Annotated in this window: 10 protein-coding genes; 3 read left to right on the top strand and 7 right to left on the bottom strand. The window is 74.6% G+C overall.

From position 1 onward, the window contains the following. Nucleotides 1-34 precede the first annotated feature (34 nt). Nucleotides 35-1,498 carry an SDR family oxidoreductase gene (locus tag ACGFI9_RS23435; protein ID WP_393180912.1) on the top strand — a complete coding sequence of 488 codons (1,464 nt, stop codon included), beginning with the start codon at nucleotides 35-37 and terminating at the stop codon, nucleotides 1,496-1,498. 129 nt (nucleotides 1,499-1,627) lie between these two features. Here the strand turns inward: ACGFI9_RS23435 and ACGFI9_RS23430 are convergent, their stop codons facing one another. The 4 genes from ACGFI9_RS23430 to prmC form a co-directional block, all read right to left on the bottom strand. Beyond that, nucleotides 1,628-3,742, bottom strand: a complete 2,115-nt coding sequence (locus ACGFI9_RS23430) for a transglycosylase domain-containing protein (RefSeq protein ID WP_393180910.1) — start codon at nucleotides 3,740-3,742, stop codon at nucleotides 1,628-1,630. A gap of 111 nt (nucleotides 3,743-3,853) precedes the next feature. Continuing rightward, nucleotides 3,854-4,465, bottom strand: coding sequence for a phosphotyrosine protein phosphatase (locus ACGFI9_RS23425; RefSeq protein WP_393180908.1), 612 nt, complete (start codon nucleotides 4,463-4,465; stop codon nucleotides 3,854-3,856). After that, on the bottom strand, nucleotides 4,466-5,110 hold the full coding sequence (locus ACGFI9_RS23420) for an L-threonylcarbamoyladenylate synthase (protein ID WP_393181249.1): 645 nt from the start codon (nucleotides 5,108-5,110) through the stop codon (nucleotides 4,466-4,468). Beyond that, a complete protein-coding gene (gene prmC, locus ACGFI9_RS23415; RefSeq protein WP_393180906.1) occupies nucleotides 5,110-6,057 on the bottom strand; it encodes a peptide chain release factor N(5)-glutamine methyltransferase in 948 nt (315 codons plus the stop codon). Before prmC ends, ACGFI9_RS23420 begins: the two co-directional genes overlap by 1 nt. A gap of 74 nt (nucleotides 6,058-6,131) precedes the next feature. Between prmC and ACGFI9_RS23410 the strand changes: the two genes are divergently transcribed. Then, the gene (locus tag ACGFI9_RS23410; protein WP_393180904.1) at nucleotides 6,132-7,685 is read left to right on the top strand and encodes a diguanylate cyclase domain-containing protein; all 1,554 of its coding nucleotides are present in this window, start codon (nucleotides 6,132-6,134) and stop codon (nucleotides 7,683-7,685) included. Between the two features lie 149 nt (nucleotides 7,686-7,834). Here the strand turns inward: ACGFI9_RS23410 and prfA are convergent, their stop codons facing one another. Together prfA and rpmE are read right to left on the bottom strand one after the other, a co-directional pair. Further along, nucleotides 7,835-8,923: a peptide chain release factor 1 gene (prfA, locus tag ACGFI9_RS23405; protein WP_393180902.1), complete on the bottom strand. Its 1,089-nt coding sequence runs from the start codon at nucleotides 8,921-8,923 to the stop codon at nucleotides 7,835-7,837. Between the two features lie 127 nt (nucleotides 8,924-9,050). Continuing rightward, complete coding sequence (rpmE, locus tag ACGFI9_RS23400; RefSeq protein WP_393180900.1) at nucleotides 9,051-9,275, bottom strand: 50S ribosomal protein L31; 225 nt, start codon at nucleotides 9,273-9,275, stop codon at nucleotides 9,051-9,053. Between the two features lie 252 nt (nucleotides 9,276-9,527). Between rpmE and ACGFI9_RS23395 the strand changes: the two genes are divergently transcribed. After that, a complete protein-coding gene (locus ACGFI9_RS23395; protein ID WP_393180898.1) occupies nucleotides 9,528-10,424 on the top strand; it encodes an AAA family ATPase in 897 nt (298 codons plus the stop codon). A gap of 157 nt (nucleotides 10,425-10,581) precedes the next feature. Here ACGFI9_RS23395 and ACGFI9_RS23390 read toward each other — a convergent pair whose 3' ends face one another. Then, nucleotides 10,582-14,028 carry a phosphodiester glycosidase family protein gene (locus ACGFI9_RS23390; RefSeq protein WP_393180896.1) on the bottom strand — a complete coding sequence of 1,149 codons (3,447 nt, stop codon included), beginning with the start codon at nucleotides 14,026-14,028 and terminating at the stop codon, nucleotides 10,582-10,584. Nucleotides 14,029-14,083: the final 55 nt, after the last annotated feature.

Genomic DNA, 14,083 nt, shown 5'->3' with positions numbered 1-14,083 from the left:
GCGAAGGAGTCTACGGAGCCGCAGACTGGAAGCCGTGCGATGCCTCGTCACCGGCGCCACCGGTTACCTCGGTGGCCGCCTCGCGCCCCGGCTGCTGGCCGAGGGGCACACCGTCCGCTGCCTGGCCCGAAAGGCCGGGCGGCTGCGCGACGTGCCGTGGGCCTCCCGGGCCGAGATCGTCGAGGGCGACCTGCGTCGACCGGAGACGCTGCCGGCCGCGTTGGCGGGCGTCGACGTGGCGTACTACCTGGTCCACTCGCTCGGCCAGGCGGGCTTCGAGGCGGCCGACCGGGAGGCGGCGGTCAACTTCGCGGCCGCGGCCCGCGCCGCGGGCGTGCGCCGGATCGTCTACCTGGGCGGGCCGGAGCCGGCGGCGGACCGGGCGGTCCCGTCGGCGCACCTGCGGTCCCGGGCGGAGGTGGGCCGGATCCTGCTGGACAGCGGGGTGCCGACCGCCGTGCTCCGGGCCGCGGTGATCATCGGCTCCGGTTCGGCCTCGTTCGAGATGCTGCGCCACCTGACCGAGCGGCTGCCGGCGATGGTCACCCCGCGCTGGCTGCGCAACCGGATCCAGCCGATCGCGGTCCGCGACGTGCTGCGCTACCTGGTCGGTTGCGTGGACCTGCCGCCCGAGGTGAACCGGGCCTTCGACATCGCCGGGCCGGACGTGCTCACCTTCGAGGACATGATGCGGCGGTACGCCCGGGTGGCCGGCCTGCCCCGGCGGGTCATCCTGCCGGTGCGGGCGTTGACCCCGTCGCTCTCCTCGTACTGGGTCGGTCTGATCACCCCGGTGCCGAACGCCATCGCCCGGCCGTTGGTGGAGAGCCTGGTCCACGAGGCGGTCGCCCGCGAGCACGACATCGCGCGGTACGTCCCGGACCCGCCCGAGGGGCTGACCGGCTTCGACCGGTCGGTCGCCCTGGCGCTGGCCAAGGTGCGCAACGCCGAGGTGGAGACCCGCTGGTCCACCGCGAGCGGGCCGGACGCCCCGGCCGAGCCGCTGCCCAGCGACCCGAAATGGTCCGGCGGGACCGCCTACACCGACCTGCGGGAGCGGGAGGTGGCCGCCTCGGCGGACGTGCTGTGGCGGGTCATCGAAGGCGTGGGCGGCGAGCACGGCTGGTACTCGTTCCCGCTGGCCTGGTCGGTGCGGGGCTGGCTGGACCGGCTGATCGGCGGGGTCGGGCTGCGCCGGGGGCGGCGCGACCCGCACCGCCTCCAGGTGGGCGAGGCGCTGGACTTCTGGCGGGTCGAGGAGATCGTCCCCGGTTCGCTGCTTCGGCTGCGTGCCGAGATGCGGCTGCCCGGGCGGGCCTGGCTGGAGATGCGCGCCGAGCCGGCCGGCGAGGGCCGCAGCCGCTACGTCCAGCGCGCCGTCTTCCTCCCCCACGGCCTGGCCGGACATCTCTACTGGGGCTCGGTCTTCCCGTTCCACGCGCTCGTCTTCGGCGGCATGGCCCGCAACATCGCCCTCACCGCCCAACACCCCACCTAACCCACCCCGCCCCACCCCGCCCCGCCCCGCCCCGCCCCGGCGATCTTGCACTTCAGGTTGCCGTTTCGCGGCTTTCGCGCGTCATGTCGGCACCACAAGTGCAAGATCGGCGAGGCGGGAGGCCGGGGGTCAGTTGCCGGTGCGGGGGGAGGTGCGTTGGTAGGCGACGGCCTGGCTGGGCGGGACGAAGTCCTGGACGGGCTGGTCGCGGAGGGTGTAGGCCAGCAGGTTGCCCACCGCGGCGATCTGCCGGGTCTGCACGCCGCCGCCGACCGCGTCCCGCGGGTTGTCCGGGTTCGCGGCGATGGTGGCGACGGCGAGCTGCGGGGTGAAGGCGACCACGGTCTCCGTCTCGTTCCGCTCCGAGCTGCCGGTCTTGCCGGCCAGCGGCCGGCGCAGCCCGGGCGCCAGCTGCTCGGCGGTGCCGCCGTCGCAGCGGCGGTACATCGACTGGTCGCCGACCGGGCAGCGGGCGGCGTCCGCGGCCGCCCGGGCCACGTCGGTGTCGAGCACCTGCCGGCAGTCCGTGTTCCCGGCGGCCACCCGCCGGCCCGTGGCGTCGGTGATCGAGGTGACCGGGGTGGGCCGGCACCAGACCCCCTCGGCCGCCACCGTGGCGTACGCGTTGGCCAGGTCGAGCGGGGTGGTGGCGGAGACGCCCAGGGTGAACGCGCCCCAGTTCTTCGCCCCGTCGCGGGCCAGCTCGGCGTCGTCGGGCGAACGGAACACGATGCCCAGCCGCTCGGCCATCTCCACCACCCGGTCCGCGCCCACCCGCTCGGTCAGCCAGGCGAAGTACGTGTTCACCGACCGGCCGAACGCGCTCCACATGGTGTGCTCACCGTCCATCCAGAGCGGGTTGGCGTTGGCCGGGCACCAGTGACCGCCGCAGCTCGCCGGCCCGCCGTCGACCGGGTAGCGGGTGACGTAGACGCTCGGTGCGTCGAATTCCGTGTTCAGCGGCAGCCCGGACTCCAGCGCGGCGAGCATCGTGAAGAGCTTGAAGGTCGAGCCGGCCTGGTAGCCGTCGATCCCGCCGCCCCCGGCCACCAGCTGGTTCACGGTGTTCGGGTAGTTCTGCTGCCCGCCCGGGTTGGCGGCCACGCTGTAGTTCCGGTTCACCGCCATGGCGAGTACGCGCCCGGTGCCCGGTTGCACCACCGCGGTCGGCGCGGCCCGGTTGTTGTCCATCGGGTAGATCCGCAGCACCTGCTCGGTGGCCGTGCGCTGCACGTCCGGGTCGAGCGACGAGACGATCTTCCAGCCGCCCCGGCGCAGCGTCCGCTGCCGCTCGTCGACCGACTTGCCGAAGGCCGGCTGGGCGTTCCACCACTGGGCGAACCAGTCGCAGAAGAAGCCCCAGTCGTTGTGCGCCTCGGGCACGGCGGTGCAGTCGTTCGGCGTGGCGCTGGGCTTCAGCTGCAACTGCTCGGCCTTGGCCCGCGCGGCGTCGGCGGCGGCGAGCTGCCCGGTCTGCACCATCCGGTCCAGCACGTACGCCCGGCGGCCCACGGCCGCGTCGGCGTTCCCGTTGATCGGGTCGTCGGTGTCCGGCGAGCGGACCAGCCCGGCGAGCAGCGCCGCCTGGGCCAGGGTCAGCTTCGCCGGCGTGGTGGAGAAGTAGCGCTTGCTGGCCGCCGCGATGCCGTACGCCCCGGCCCCGAAGTACGCGATGTTCAGGTAGCGGCCGAGGATCTCGTCCTTGCTCAGCTCCCGTTCCAGGGCCAGCGCGTACCGCATCTCGCGGATCTTGCGGCCCAGGGTGATCTCGGTCGCCTTGGCCCGCTGCTCCTCGGTCAGCCGGGGGTCACCGGCCAGCGCGTTGCGGACGTACTGCATGGTCAGCGTGGAGGCGCCCTGCCGGGGGCCGCCCTCCCGCCGGTTCGCGGTGAAGGCCCGCACCACGCCGCGCACGTCGACGCCGTGGTGCTGGTAGTACCGGACGTCCTCGGCGGCCACGATGGCCTGCCGCATCACCGGCGCCACCTCGGCGACCGGCACGTCCACCCGGTCCTCCACGTAGAACGAGGTGATCAGGGTGCGGCCGTCGTTGGCGTAGAGGTTGGACCGCTGGGCCGGCTGCGGCGTACGCAGCGACTCCGGCAGCTCGGCGTAGGGCATCAGGTTCTTGAAGCCGAGCCCGAACACCAGCGCGGCCGGCAACGCGGCCGCCGCCAGGGCGACTCCGGCGAGCGCGCCGGCGAGCAGGACGGTGAACAGCTTGTCGAGATGGGCCCGATTCATCAGCTCTCCCCGCAGGAGCCGGCCGTAGGACCCGTTCAGAATGACCGGATTCGGGGGTTTCGCCGCTATCTTCGGCGAAACGCGCAGGAAGTTCGCGAGAAAGGATGAACCTCAGGGCAGCAGCGCCGCGGCCAGCGGGTGGACCGTCTCCTCGATCTCGTCGGCCACCCGGCTGAAGCACTGGTCACCCCGGCCCCACGGGTCGTCGAGGTCGTCGGTGGGCAGCGGGGAAGCGCCCTGCCGGGCCGCGTCCGCCGCCTCCACCAGGGCCACGCCCCGGGCGTACACCGCCTCCGGGGTGGCCTCGACCGGGGGTAGCCCGGCGGCGTCCACCCCACCCAGCAGCCGGCCGAACTCGCCCAGTACGAAGGTGCGCCCGGCGGCGTCCGGGCGCAGCGCCACCACGTACTCCTGCTGGTCCGCGGTGGCGGTGAGGACGAGGTCGGCGGCGTCGATCAGGTCGGAGCGGAGCTTGCGGGCGGCGAACCCCGCCACGTCACCACCGCGCGAGGTCACCTGCCGGGCCGCCGGCGGGTTCATCTCCTCGCCGGCGTGCCAGCCGCCGGTGCCGGCGCTGTGGCTGTGCACCAGCTCGTCGACGCGGCCGGGGTCGACGCCGAGCCGGCCCAGCCGCTCCCGGACGGCCAGCACCAGCAGTCGCTCGGCCATCGGCGACCGGCAGATGTTGCCCATGCAGACGTGCAGGACGGTGAACGGCGGCACTCAGACCCCCCGCTCGTCGAGGATGTCCGGCACCACGTCGCGCAGCTTCTCCAGCGACACCGCCCCCTGCCGCAGCACCCGGGGCACCTCGCCGGTCAGGTCGACGATGGTGCTCGGCACCGGGTCCAGCGCCGGACCGGCCTCCAGGTACGCCCGGACGCCGTAACCGAGCTGCTCGCGGGCCTCCTCGGCGGTGAGCGCGGCCGGCTGGCCGACCTTGTTGGCCGAGGCGACCGCCATCGGGCCGGTCTCCCGCAGCACCTCCAGCGCCACCGGGTGCAGCGGCATCCGTACCGCCACCGTGCCGGTGGACTCGCCCAGGTCCCAGGCCAGGCTCGGCGAGTGCTCCACGACGATGGTCAGCGCGCCCGGCCAGAACGCCTCGACCAGGTCCCGCGCCGAGCGGGGCAGCGAGAAGACCAGGCCGTCCAGGGTGTGCCGGGACCCGATCAGCACCGGGGGCGCCTGCCGGGCGCCCCCCTTGGCGTCCGCGAGGGCCTTGACCGCGTACGGGGTGAAGGCGTCGGCGCCGATGCCGTAGACCGTGTCGGTCGGCAGGACGACGAGTTCACCGTTCTTGACCGCCTCGATGGCAGCGGCGATGCCGCGGTCCCGGTCGGCGGGCGACCGACAGTCGTAGAGCATCACGAGGAGCCAGTCTGCCACGCCGGGGCGGGGTCGGCGTGCTGGCCGTCCGCCCGGCGGGACGCGGTCGCGAACCGGGGCCGCCCGACCAGGTCCCGGTGCTCCTCGACGTGCTCGTACCGGCCGTCGGCGGCGAGCAGCGCCGGCACCGCCGCGCCGTGCGTGTCGTCGTGCTCGACGCCCAGCGCGCCGCCGGGGCGCAGCAGCTGCGCCGCCCGGGCCACCACCGGGCGGATCACCGCCAGCCCGTCCGCCCCGCCGAACACCGCCTCGTCCGGGTCGTGGCCGGCCACCTCGGGTGGGACGACCACCCCGCGCGGCACGTACGGCGGGTTGCAGAGCAGCACGTCGACCCGGCCGACCAGGTCGGCCAGGAGCTCCGGGTCGGTCACGTCGGCCTCGACCACCTCGATCGGGGTGTCCCCCGCGGCGGCCCGCTCGGCGGCGTTGCGGCGCAGCCAGGCCAGCGCCGCCGGGGACCGCTCCACGGCGACCACCCGGGCGCCCGGCAGCTCCTGGGCGACCGCCAGGGCGATCGCGCCGGAGCCGCTGCACAGGTCCACCACCAGCGGGGCGGGATGCCGCCGGCCCTGCGCCACCCCCCAGCCGGCGAGCAGCTCGGTCTCGGGACGGGGCACGAACACCCCGGGGCCCACCGCCAGCTCCAGGTGCCGGAAGCCGGCGACTCCGGTGAGGTGTTGCAGGGGTTCCCGGGCGACCCGCCGGTGCACCAGCGCGTCGAGCCGGTCCCGCTGCTCCGGCGTGAAGCCGTCGGCCAGCGCCAGCCGGCCGCGCGGCACCGCCAGCACGTACGCGGCGAGCTGCTCGGCCTCCGCCCGGGGCGCCTCGACGCCCGCCGCGGCCAGCGCACGGGCCGCCCGGGCGACGACCAGTGAGGGGCGCTCGCGTTCTGTCCCTTCGGACGGGTGTTGCGGGAGAAAGGCCACGACATAATCATGAAGCGTCGCGGGTCACACCACGAGCGGGTGCGTCCTTCAGACACACCGACAGGAGGTCGCGAGTGGGCTGGCTCGACCGGGTCGAGGACCAGGTTGACGACCTGCGGCGTGCCCGGACGCTGCAGGAGACCAGCCGCTCGGCGGAGGCGTGCGCCCTGCTCGACCGGGTGATCCGCACCACCGAGGACCCGTACGCCCGGGCCGACGCCCTGGTCCAGCGGCTCTCCGCCCTGATCAATCTCGGCCGCACCGCCGAGTTCACCCGGGCCATCGAGGAGGCGTCCGCCGCCGTCCGGGACCTGGCCGAGCCGTACCTGCACGGGCACCTGAACGCCCTCGCGGCGCTCGCCGCGCACCACCAAGGAGCGCTGGACCGCTGCGTCACCCACCTGGTGAAGGCGGCCCGGGCGCTGACGGCCGACGACGAACCGGACCGGGACACCGCCTGGGGCTGGCACGACCTGGCCATGGCCTACTCGTACCTCAGCTTCCACGGGCACGCCCTCGGCGCGATCGAACGCGCCCGCCAGGTGGGGCTCACCGCCGGCATCCCCGAGGAGACCTTCGCCGCCCCGGGCATCCGGCTGCGCAACGCGGTCGCGCTCGACCACAACGGCGACGGCGACGGCTGCCTGCGGGTGCTGCGCGACGTGGCCGGCGACTTCACCCGCTTCCTGCGCAGCGGGCGGGCCGCCAACATCCGGCCGAGCAGCCTGGCCGCCTACGGGTACGCGGCCGCCCGGCGGGCCGCCCTCGGCGACCGGGTGGAGACCGGCACCGACGCCGACCCGGCCCGGCTGCTCGGGCACGGCGGTGACAGCGCCCGCGCCCGCGACCTGCGCCAGCTCGGTCAGGTCTGCCTGGCCATCGCGGACGGCCGGCCGATCGAGGCGGTCACCCGGCTGGACACCACCCGGGTCTCCACCGAGACGCTCGGCGCCGCCGAGGCGCCCCGGCTGCGCAGCATCGCGCTGGCCCGGGCCGGGGACCACGCCGCCGCGCACCGGGCCGACCGGCACGCGTTCCGGCTCGCGGCCCAGCGCAACGACCGGCTGCGGGACGTCTACATCGACGGCATCGCCGCCCGGATCGACCACGAGGAGATGCGCCGCGAGGCCGCCCGGTACGAGGGCGAGGCGCTCACCGACCCGCTGACCGGGCTGCCCAACCGACGCCGGCTGGAGCGCTACATCGGCGCGGTGGTGGCCCGGGGCGACCGGGTGGTGATCGGGGTCTGCGACCTGGACGGCTTCAAGGCGGTGAACACCCGGCACGGCCACCACTCGGGCGACCTGGTGCTGCAACGGATCGCCGGGGTGATCAACCGGGTGATGCGGCGCGGCGACTTCGTGGCCCGCTACGGCGGGGACGAGTTCGTGGTGGTGCTGCCGGAGGCGGGCATGACCGAGGCGGCCGAGGTGGCCCGCCGGATCCAGGCCGCCGTACGCACCGAGGACTGGGAGTCGCTGGTGCCCGGCACCCCGGTCGGGGTGAGCATCGGCTTCGCCGAGGTGCACGGCGGCTCCGGGGCGAGCGTGCGGGAGGCCCTGGGCACCGCCTTCGAGCTGGCCGACCGGGAGATGCTCCGCGCCAAGGACCGCCTCCGCGCCTCCTGACCACCCCACCCCGCGCGCCCCGCGCGCCCCGCGCCGCCGTGGCCCCTGTTTCAGGGAAAGAGTGGCCATCCCGCGCGGAATGGCCACTCTTTCCGTGAATCAGTGCGGATCTTGGACCCGGATCTTGGATCCCGCGACGCGCCGGGGCGTCAGCGGCGGGTGAGTTCGGTTTCGCCGGCGAGGCGGGCGGTGCGGTCGGCCTCGGTGAGGGCGTCCAGGACGCCGTCCAGCTCGCCGCCGAGGGCCAGGTCCAGGTTGTACGCGGTGTAGCCGATCCGGTGGTCGGTGATCCGGTTCTGCGGGAAGTTGTAGGTGCGGATCCGCTCGGACCGGTCCACGGTCCGTACCTGCGCCTTGCGGGCGTCCGAGGCGGCGGCGTCGGCCTGCTCCTGGGCCGCCGCGAGCAGCCGCGCCCGCAGGATGCGCATCGCCTGCTCGCGGTTCTGCAGCTGCGACTTCTCGTTCTGGCAGGAGACCACGATCCCGGTGGGTACGTGGGTGATCCGGACCGCCGAGTCGGTGGTGTTGACCGACTGGCCACCGGGCCCGGACGAGCGGAACACGTCGATCCGCAGGTCGTTCGGGTCGATGGTGACGTCGACGTCCTCGGCCTCGGGCAGCACCAGCACGCCGGCCGCGCTGGTGTGGATCCGGCCCTGCGACTCGGTGACCGGGACGCGCTGCACCCGGTGCACGCCGCCCTCCCACTTGAGCCGGGACCAGACCCCGTTGCCGCCCTCCGGGACGCCCTTGGTCTTGATCGCCAGGGAGACGTCCTTGACGCCGCCGAGGTCGGAGTCCTGGGAGTCGATCACCTCGGTGGTCCAGCCGCGCCGCTCGGCGTACCGGGTGTACATCCGGAGCAGGTCGCCGGCGAAGAGCGCCGACTCCTCGCCGCCCTCGCCGGCCTTGATCTCGACGATGACGTCCTTGGCGTCGTGCGGGTCGCGCGGGATCAGCAGCTCGGCCAGCTTCTCCTCGAGCGCCGGCAGGGCCGCGGCGATCGTCTCGGCCTCGGCGGCGAAGGCCGGGTCCTCGGCGGCCAGCTCGCGGGCGGCGGCCAGGTCGGCCCGGGCCTGCTCCAGCTCGCCGGCGGCCTTGTGCAGCTGGACCAGCTCGGCGTACCGCCGGCCGACCCGCCGGGCGGTGGCCTGGTCGGCGTGGATGGCCGGGTCGGCCAGCCGCTTCTCCAGCTCGGCGTACTCGTCGAGGAGGGCGGCCAGGCGCTCACTGCTCATGGTGCGAAACTCCTTCGACGACGATGACGGCGGCGGGCCCGGGTGGCGGCGGGGCGGCAGGAAATGGGCACAAACGGACGAACGCCCGCGCCCGGCGCGAAGCCGGACACGGGCGTCGTCGACGGAGCTACTTGGCCTTCTTGGCCTGAACCTTGGCGTACTTCTGCTGGAACTTCGCGACCCGACCGGCGGTGTCCAGCACGCGCTGCTTACCGGTGTAGAACGGGTGGCAGGCGCTGCAGGTCTCGACGCTGATCGAACCGCCCTTGGCGGTGCTGCGGGTCGTGAACGTGTTGCCGCAGGAGCAGCGGACCTCGGTGGTCACGTACTCCGGGTGGATGTTCTGCTTCATGTCGCCTCGGTCCTTTCGTGGGTGGTCGCCGGGTCGCCGTCGTTGCGCCCGTCGTCCGCGACGGGCTCGGGCGTGAACCGGAACCGGTGGCCGATTGACCAGTGTGCCATGGGCGTCAGCCGACCCGGCGAGCGGGCCGCACACGTGATCCGGCAGGCTCAACGCTCACCTCCCCGTACGCATTCCCGGCCCGTTCCCGGGCATTCGTCTACGGCGGTACGGGGACGGGCCGGCACGAACGGGAGGTACGGGATGTTCCGCCTGATCGCCACCCGCGGGCTGCCCGCCTCCGGCAAGACCACCTTCGCCCGGCGGCTGCAGCCCGGCGTGGTCCGGGTCAACCGGGACGACCTGCGCCGGATGATGCACGGCGAGCGGCTCTTCACCCAGTGGGCCGAGGGGCAGGTGACCCGGGCCCAGCGCGCCCAGGTGGAGGCGCTGCTGGCGGCCCGGGTGAGCGTCTGCGTGGACGACACCAACCTGCGCTCCCGGACGCTGCGGGACTGGGCGGAACTGGCCGAGCGGTTCGGCGCGGCGTTCGAGGTGCACGACTTCACCGACGTGCCGCTGGAGGAGTGCCTGCGCCGGGACGCCGCCCGGCCGGAGGAGGACCGGGTCGGCGAGGCGGCGATCCGCCGGCTGCACGAGCGCTACCTGGCCAACCGCCCGTTACCGCTGCCGGTGCCGACGGCCCGGACGGGCGGCCCCGGCCGGGTGGAGCGGGAGCGGGCCGAGCGCCCGGACATCGTGCTGGTCGACATCGACGGCACGGTCGCGCTGAACGTCTCGCGCAGCCCGTACGACATGACCCGGGTCGCCGAGGACGTGCCGAACGAGGCGGTGATCGCGGCGGTCCGGGCGATGCACGCGGCGGGCCACGGGGTGGTCTTCTGCTCCGGCCGGGACGCCTCCGCCCGGCCCGACACCGAGGCCTGGCTGGCCCGGCACGTCAAGGTGCCGTACCTGGCGCTGCACCTGCGGGCGAACGGCGACCACCGCAAGGACGCGGTGGTCAAGCAGGAGATCTACGAGCGGGAGGTCCGGGACCGGTACCGGGTGGTCGGCGTGTTCGACGACCGGCAGCAGGTGGTCCGGATGTGGCGCTCGCTCGGACTGACCGTCTTCCAGGTCGCCGAGGGCGACTTCTGACCGGTAAGGAAGGGCCCCCGGTCAACGCCCCCGGGTAAGGGAGGGCCGCTCCTGACACCCCGTACGCCCGCCGACGGGCTCCTCCCCCAGGTGCAGGAGCCCGTCGGCGGGCGGTGCCGGCACCGGGGACGCGGGCGGCCGCGTCCCCGGTGCCCGGTCAGGCGGCGGGCGCCTCCGCCGCCGTCAGGGTCACCGTCGCCTCGGCGCGGACGCCGTTGACGGTCACCGCGAGCAGCACCTGCGCGCCGGGGCGCAGCGCGGTGAGCACCCCGGTCGCCGGGTCGAACCGGGCCACGTGCCACGGCTTCACCCCGTCGGCGTCACCGATGTGCAGGTTCGGCGAGCCGGACCAGTCGGCGCTGACCGGGGCGGCCGCCGGCACGGTACGGCCGCCGGGCTGGGTGATCGTGGCGGTGACCGGCGCCGGGGCGCCGACCGACACGCTCGCCGGCGCGGCCACGGCGAGCCGGTCGACGTGGGCGTGGAACTCCGCCTCGACCCAGTCCGGCCCCTCGGCGAGCGGGTCCCGGCGGGCCTGCGCGGCCTCCTCCGGAGTCACCGGGTCGACGCCGAACTCGGTCCAGCCGGTGAAGCCGCCGAGCTGGGGCGGGGTGGAGGGGTTCTTGCCGGAGTTGCCGTTGATCACGTACGGCACGCCGTCGACCCGGTCGGCGTGGAAGGTGCCGACGTGCCCGTTGACCAGCAGCGCGCCCTTGCCGGTGCGGTGCTGGAAGTCCGCCAGCCACTGCTCCACCAGGGCCGCCTCCTTCCGGTCACCGAGCTGGCTGGCCTTGGCCGGGCTGGGGTCGCGGGGCGGGTGGTGGAAGAGCACCGTGACCGAGCCGACGGCCGGGTCGGCGGCTGCGGCGTCCAGCGTGTGGCGCAGCAGTTCCACCTGGTCGAAGCCGCCGCCGCGCAGGGAGCCGGTGGCGGTGCTCAGCGTGACGAACCGGGTGCCCTCGTGGTCGAAGACCCGCGAGGTGTCCCCGAAGACGCTGCGGAAGTTGCCGATCGGGGCACCCATGATCTCGTGGTTGCCCGGCACGTAGTAGTACGGCAGCTCGCCGCCCAGCTCCTCGTCCAGGATCCGCTTGGCCAGCGCGAAGTCCGCCGGGTACGCGGTGTCCACGAAGTCCCCGTCGATGATCAGGAAGTCCGGCTTCGCCGCCTTGACCTCGCGGAGCGTACGGCGGGCCTGGGCGACCAGGTCGCTGTCCGGATCGGCGGCGACGAACTGGGCGTCGGACATCACCGCGAACCGCCAGGGCGCGCCGTCGACCGTGCCGTCCCGCAGCACCACCCGGTCGGTGCGGTTCTCCTCGGCCGGGGCCTGCACCGCCGGCGGCACCCGCGCCACCAGGTCGTCGATGACGACCTCGCTCTTGTACTGCTTGGCCGGGTCGGTCTCGGCCACGTAGAACCGGCGCACCCGGACCGGGTACTGCACCCCCGGCGGGACCGCGAACTCGACGTACCGCCAGCCGGTCCAGGTGACGTACGGGCCGCGCAGCACGAACTGGGTGTCCTGGGCGTCGTGCAGGTGCAGGCTCGGCCACTCCCCCGTGCCGTTGCCCTTGATCCACATGCCGAACGCCTGCGGCTGGCCGGGCACCTCGATCCAGGCCGGCGGGTCCGCGTACGCGGCCCGGGTGCCGGTGGACTGGCTGAAGTCGTACGACATCCGCAGGCCGGTGCCGGTGTGGCCCGGGGCGGGGGCGACCGCACCGCTGGCCCGGGCCTGGCTGAACTTCCAGGCGGCCGCGTCGTCGAAGCCGGCCACCGGCACGTCGGTCAGCCCGACGGTCACCGGCAGCACCGTGGTGCGCACTCCGACGTGGACGGTGACCAGGGCGGAGCCGGTGCCACCGAGCGCCTTGACGGCGAGGTTCCCGTCCGCGGTCGGGGTGATCGCGAGCAGGTCGTGGTCGTACTCCAGGCGCAGGTCGGCGGGCTCGATCGGCGCGGTGTTGCCCTCGGCGTCGAAGCCCACCACGCCGAACAGGCCGGTGTCGCCCGGCTGGTTCAGGCCGAGCCGGTCGACGGTGCCGTCGATCCGGTCCAGCGGGCCGAGCACGGTCAGGTCGAGGGTGCCCTGGGCCTCCTCGCGCCAGGCGGTGACGGTGCTGCGGCCGGGGCGGCCGGCCCGGAAGACGCCGTCGTCGTCCACCGTGCCCTGGGCGGCCGGGTTGGCCCGCCACTGCGGCGCGCCGGCGGCCGGCCCGTACGTCTCGTCGTAGCCGGCGGCGGTGAGCCGGCGGGTGAGGCCGGGGAACACCCGGTCCGGACGGCCGCCGCGGATCGGGGCGACGCCGGGCGCGGCGGTCGGGTCGCTGGCGGTCTCCAGCCAGTAGCCGGTGAGCCGGCCGCTGCCCTCCGGGGCGTAGATGGCCAGGCCGTTCGGCACCGGCCGCTCGCTGCCGTCCGACGGGCTGTTCTCCACCTGGACGGTGGCCGCGCCGGGCTCCCGGGCCAGCAGGGTCGACGAGCCGCCGCCGTCGAGGTTCAGCGCGTTCGCCGCGCCCAGCTCGACCATCATCCGGCCCATCTCGGTCTGCGTGACGCCGCGGCTGTCCACCTGGCGGCCGTCCACGGTCAGCATGATCATCTTGCGCCCGTCGGCGGAGAAGCCGACCGAGGTACGCGGGGCGAGGCTCTGGTCGGCGATGGTCTGCACCACCCCGTCCCGGACCAGCACGTTGCCGCCGCCGACAGCGGCACGCAGGCTGCTGCCGTCGGACGCCTTCGGCCGCCAGGTCAGGTCGACCGGGTCGCCGGGGCGCAGCGCCGCGAGGGCGTCCGCGCCCGACTCCCGGCCGAGCAGCACGGTGGTGCCGGCCGGGATCGGCCCCTCGCCGGCCGCGGTGGCCACGGTAGCGACCTTGCCGCCGGTCACCGTCACCTCGACCACCCGGGCCGCGCCCTCCACGGCCCGTCTCCGGGTGTACGTGCCCCAGAGCGGGGTGAAGGCGCCGACGCCGTTCTGCTGCACCATGTTGTTGAACTGGGTCAGCGGGACCGGCCCGGCCGGCAGGGCCGCGGTGCCCTCGAAGCCGACCTGGATGATCCGGCCCAGCCCCTCGGCGCTGATCCCGGCCGCGTTCGGGTGCCCGGCGACCGGCGACTGGACCAGCTCACCGGAGCGGATGCCGATGCCCTGCGCGGCGCCCGAGTTGTTGATGTCGAAGAAGTCGCCGTTGACGGCGGCCACCGCCCGGGACCGGTCCACCGCGGCCCGCAGCGGCTCGTCCCTGGTGACCGCGCCGGAGTTGACGTAGTCCACGGTGAGGCCGCCGGAGAGGTCGGCGGTGAGCGCGTCGGCACGCAGCCAGCCGGCGGCGTCGTACCGGTCGAAGGAGGTCAGGTCGAGTCCGGGGGCGACCGGACGGGTGGTCTTCGCGGTCTCCAGGCCACCGGCGGGCGCCAGGCCCCCGGCGAGGGTGACCGCCGGGTCGGGGCGGGACGAGGCGGGCGGGGCGTCCTCGGCGGGAGTGGCGGTCTCCACCGCGGGCGCCGCGACGCCGGCCGGTACGGGTCCGGCCAGGGTGAGCACCGGCGTCAGCAGCAGGACGCCGGCGAGACGGGCGGATCGACTGCGGGTACGCATGGACGACAGTCAACCCGGAACTGAACAGAAGTTTCAAGAGGTGTCGGCTTAACCG

This window comes from Micromonospora sp. NPDC048930 (genome assembly GCF_043197935.1).
Lineage (GTDB): Bacteria > Actinomycetota > Actinomycetes > Mycobacteriales > Micromonosporaceae > Micromonospora.
Note: the sequence above shows the minus strand (reverse complement) of the source record. Positions and strands in the feature narration are given on the sequence as shown.